This is a genomic window from Mycobacterium sp., assembly GCF_049280035.1.
GTDB lineage: Bacteria > Actinomycetota > Actinomycetes > Mycobacteriales > Mycobacteriaceae > Mycobacterium.
The window spans coordinates 1-3,582 of the sequence record NZ_JBAPPI010000002.1; the positions used below are offsets into that span (position 1 = coordinate 1).

At 66.9% G+C, this 3,582-nt stretch carries 4 protein-coding genes and 1 pseudogene; 3 read left to right on the plus strand and 2 right to left on the minus strand.

Features of this window, described 5'->3' with window-relative positions; all coding sequences use genetic code 11:
• Positions 1-429 (plus strand): annotated as a pseudogene (locus WAN71_RS00020) (hypothetical protein); the annotation flags it as partial.
• Positions 429-911, plus strand: a complete 483-nt coding sequence (locus WAN71_RS00025; RefSeq protein ID WP_422223365.1) for a hypothetical protein — start codon at positions 429-431, stop codon at positions 909-911. The pseudogene WAN71_RS00020 and the gene WAN71_RS00025, both read left to right, overlap by 1 nt.
• Positions 912-914: 3 nt before the next feature.
• On the opposite strand, the gene WAN71_RS00030 is transcribed toward WAN71_RS00025, so the two are convergent.
• The gene (locus WAN71_RS00030) at positions 915-1,232 is read right to left on the minus strand and encodes a hypothetical protein (RefSeq protein WP_422223366.1); all 318 of its coding nucleotides are present in this window, start codon (positions 1,230-1,232) and stop codon (positions 915-917) included.
• 65 nt (positions 1,233-1,297) lie between these two features.
• Here WAN71_RS00030 and bluB point away from each other — a divergent pair, with 65 nt between their 5' ends.
• Entirely contained in the window at positions 1,298-1,978 is a 681-nt protein-coding gene (bluB, locus tag WAN71_RS00035) for a 5,6-dimethylbenzimidazole synthase (protein WP_422223367.1), read from the plus strand.
• On the opposite strand, the gene WAN71_RS00040 is transcribed toward bluB, so the two are convergent.
• Positions 1,953-3,053, minus strand: coding sequence for an FHA domain-containing protein (locus WAN71_RS00040; RefSeq protein WP_422223368.1), 1,101 nt, complete (start codon positions 3,051-3,053; stop codon positions 1,953-1,955). The two genes, bluB and WAN71_RS00040, sit on opposite strands and share 26 nt — an antisense overlap.
• Positions 3,054-3,582 lie beyond the last annotated feature (529 nt).

Here is a 3,582-nt window from a genome sequence, read left to right on the forward strand (position 1 = left end):
GCCGCCGGGTTGGCCAGCGCCGCGGGTGGTGCGGGCGGCGGCATGGCTGGCACGACTCCGGCCGCACAGCTCGGACCGCCGCCCACTCCCTCAGCCAGTACTGTTCCCGCATCGTCGGCGACCTCGCCGCAGGTGCCAGCGGCGCCAACGGATTCGGCAGGTGGGGCTCGCGGCGGAATGGGCGGCATGCCGATGGTGCCGCCGGGTTCGATGGCCGGTGCCGGCGGGTCGGGAAGCGACAGCAAGGCCGACACCAAACGCGTTGTGGCGCCTTCGGTGAAGAACGGTGCCCCGGTACAGGGACGCGTCGTCGCTCCGCCGACTGGGCCGGAGGTGGTGAGGCGAGTCGCGGGCAAGCCTGTCGCGGCCCGGCGAATACTCGCCCCCGACCAGAATCCCGACGACGACGAAGGCGACACCAAGCGCTGATGCCCGTCTTCGTCCGCAGGCTTTTCGGCATCGGCAAGCTGCCACCCGACGTGCGCGCCGAACTCGGAGCGGAGGGGCTCATCTACGTCGCCGATTACGTCGCAGTCACCCGGCGGTTCAGCGGCGCGATCCCGGGTCTGCGTTCGGCGCACAGCGTCGCCAGCTACGTCGGGTCGGTGGCGCTGACCGCACAACGCGTGCTGGCAACCCTGTCATCGCTACCTAAACTGGCCGGCCCCACCGTCGACGTCCGTTGGGACGCGGAGCAGTCCGGTGCGGCGACCGCAGAGCTCTCGTCAACGGGCCTGCAGGTTGATATCGACGTCGGCCAGGTGGACGAGTCGTTCACCGGCCAGCTGTCGTTGCACTACAAGATCGCCCTTCCCGGCGACGTGCTCACCGGGTTACCACGCCGATCGCTGACCTTCGACATGCCGCCGGAATACGTTTTCCGCGCGGTCGGCGTCACCTACCGGCCGTAACGGTCAGCGTCGCAGCCAGGCCGACGACGTCGCCGACAAGTCGGGCCACGGCGGACGACGCAGCAGGGCCGCACTGGCGAGCACCGCCGATATCAGGCCGGTGATCACGCCGATCAGGGCGACCCGATTCGCGTCGATCGCCGGCACCCAGCGCGCCGTGCCGCCGTGGATGACGAACACTCCAACCGGCGTCGCGGTGCCGGCGCGGACCTTGGCAACGGTGATCACGGTGCCGCCATCCGCCGTTCGATACGGCTCGCCGTAGACGCGTCCACGAGTGCCATTGGTGGGCAATTCGTCGAGTGATTCCGGAATTTTCATCGGACCGCTCCTTTTCAGCGCTCGAAGTCAGTCTTGCAGCACACGACGGTTCCTACCATGGGTACGTGGGCGATCACGCGTTTACTCCGCAGGAGCGGCAAGCGGTGTACCGGGTGATCTCCGAACGACGAGACATGCGCCGGTTCGTGCCTGGCAGCACCGTGCCGGAGGACGTCATGGCGCGGGTGCTCCAGGCCGCGCACGCCGCGCCCAATGTGGGTCTGATGCAGCCGTGGCGGTTCATCCGGATTACCGACGATTCGCTACGACGACGCATCCACGCCCTGGTCGACGAGGAGCGGCTGCTGACCGCTCACGCGCTGGGCCAACGGGCACAGGAGTTTTTGGCGCTGAAGGTCGAAGGCATCCTCGACTGCGCCGAGCTGTTGGTGGTGGCGCTGTGCGAAGGCAGAGACAGTTACGTCTTCGGCCGTCGCACCCTGCCGCAGATGGATCTCGCATCGGTGTCATGTGCGATCCAAAACCTTTGGCTGGCAGCACGATCCGAAGGTCTGGGGATGGGGTGGGTATCGCTGTTCGATCCGCCGAAGCTGGCGGCCTTGCTGGCCATGCCCGCGGATGCCGAGCCGGTGGCGATCCTGTGCCTTGGCCCGGTACCCGAATTCCCGGATCGACCCTCGCTGGAATTGGATGGCTGGGCGTTGGGCCGGCCGCTCGCCGAATTCGTCTCGGAGAACGGCTGGGGCAAAGAGCCGGGCGTCAGCTCATCGTCAGTTGCGCGATGAGCGTCTCGATGGCCGCCGCGGCGCCAGGAGGAACGGGACGCTCAGACTCCGCATCTTGAACGACGGCAGTCGGAACCCCGGCGGCGTTGGCGGCCTCGTCGATGCTGAGTTCGGCCCGGTGTCGCGCCCCGTAGAGCCGTTGCCCCAAAGTGGCCGACGGCGATCGCGCGGCGCGCAGCATCAGGTCGTTGTAAGCCCGGCGCACGGAGCTAAGAGCGAGCACCACCGACGGCGCGCCTCTGGCATTGCGGGCAGCGTTAGACGCCACCGCCTCGAGCTTGCGTAGGTCCGCGAGGATCGGGCTGGCGCGGTGAGCGAACTCCGCCTCCGAGTCCCTTGGTAGCGCGGCGAGCGCCGTGGCGATGGCATGCATGGCTAGCTCGACGGCCTCGGCCATCAACGGAGCCTGGACCGTGTCGGTCAGCACCTCGGTCGCTTCGCCGCCCTGGGCCACCGCACCGCCACTCCGGATGCGGGTGATGGTGCCGACCGGCCAGTCCAGCACTTCTTCCAGCTTGGCCAGCGTTCCGCGGCGAGGCCAGCTACGCCCCTTCTCGAACGCGATGAGGGTGCCGGCGTTGATAATTTTGTCTCTGGCCAGGCTGCGTTGGGTGATATCGAGTTCGCGTCGCCGCGCGGCGACCGCTCGGCCGGCCCGCGCCACGTCGGGATCGGTCTCGCCCAGCTCCTCCCACTTGTCGTCGTCATCAGCATCAGCTTCGATCGAGGCAACCACCGCAGTCGCTTCGGTCGGATCGCTGGGCACGAAGTTCACTGGAATACCATCCGCAGCTCCCAAATGAATAGTCGTTGGACCGGTGATCAGCGCGGAGCTTCGCCGCACGCCGTCGACGAACATCCCGTTGGTGCTGGTATCGAAGACCTGCCAGCCGTCGCGGCGCGGCTCCAACCGAACGTGCGAACGTGAGATCCGGTCGTCGTTGACCCGCACTGTCGCCCCGGGATCTCTACCGATGACAGCGGCGCCGACTACGGGGTCGAGAGTGTGCGACTCGGGTCCGATCCGGACCGCCAGGGTCGGCCCCGACGCTGAGGCAGCCTGGCCACTTGTCACGGCACGCTCCCTTCCGCTGCACGTCCGCCGCTACGGCGTTTCGGACCGCCAGCCCGAGGAGATGCTACATCTATCCTGCGACGGCTAGTGCGGACGCCAGCGAATTGCGCTGCGTTTTCCGACGCGGATCGGCCGCGCCTGGCCGTACAGCATGCCTTAACTCATCCCGTTAGCGATCAGTTGATGCGCTAACCATAGCACCTTACGTCCACTGTTTGCGCACGTCATCGGCATTATTCTGCGGCCCAGCTCGATCTTGACCACCAAATTCGTAGCATCTCTGCGGTGAAACTGTTGCACTTCGCTATCGCTTCGGTTACAGTCGTAGCACTAGCGCCACGGGCGCACCGCAAACAAGGGGCAAGGCTATGACTGCAACTGTCGCACCGCTGACAGCTCCATCCGAGGAGTTCGTCCCGGTCTGCACGACTGACCCGGAGCGTTGGACCACCAATCCGGACGACGAGGCGAAGGCGCTGTGCCGCGCATGCCCAGCGCGCTGGCTGTGCGCTCGCGAGGCATGGGAAAC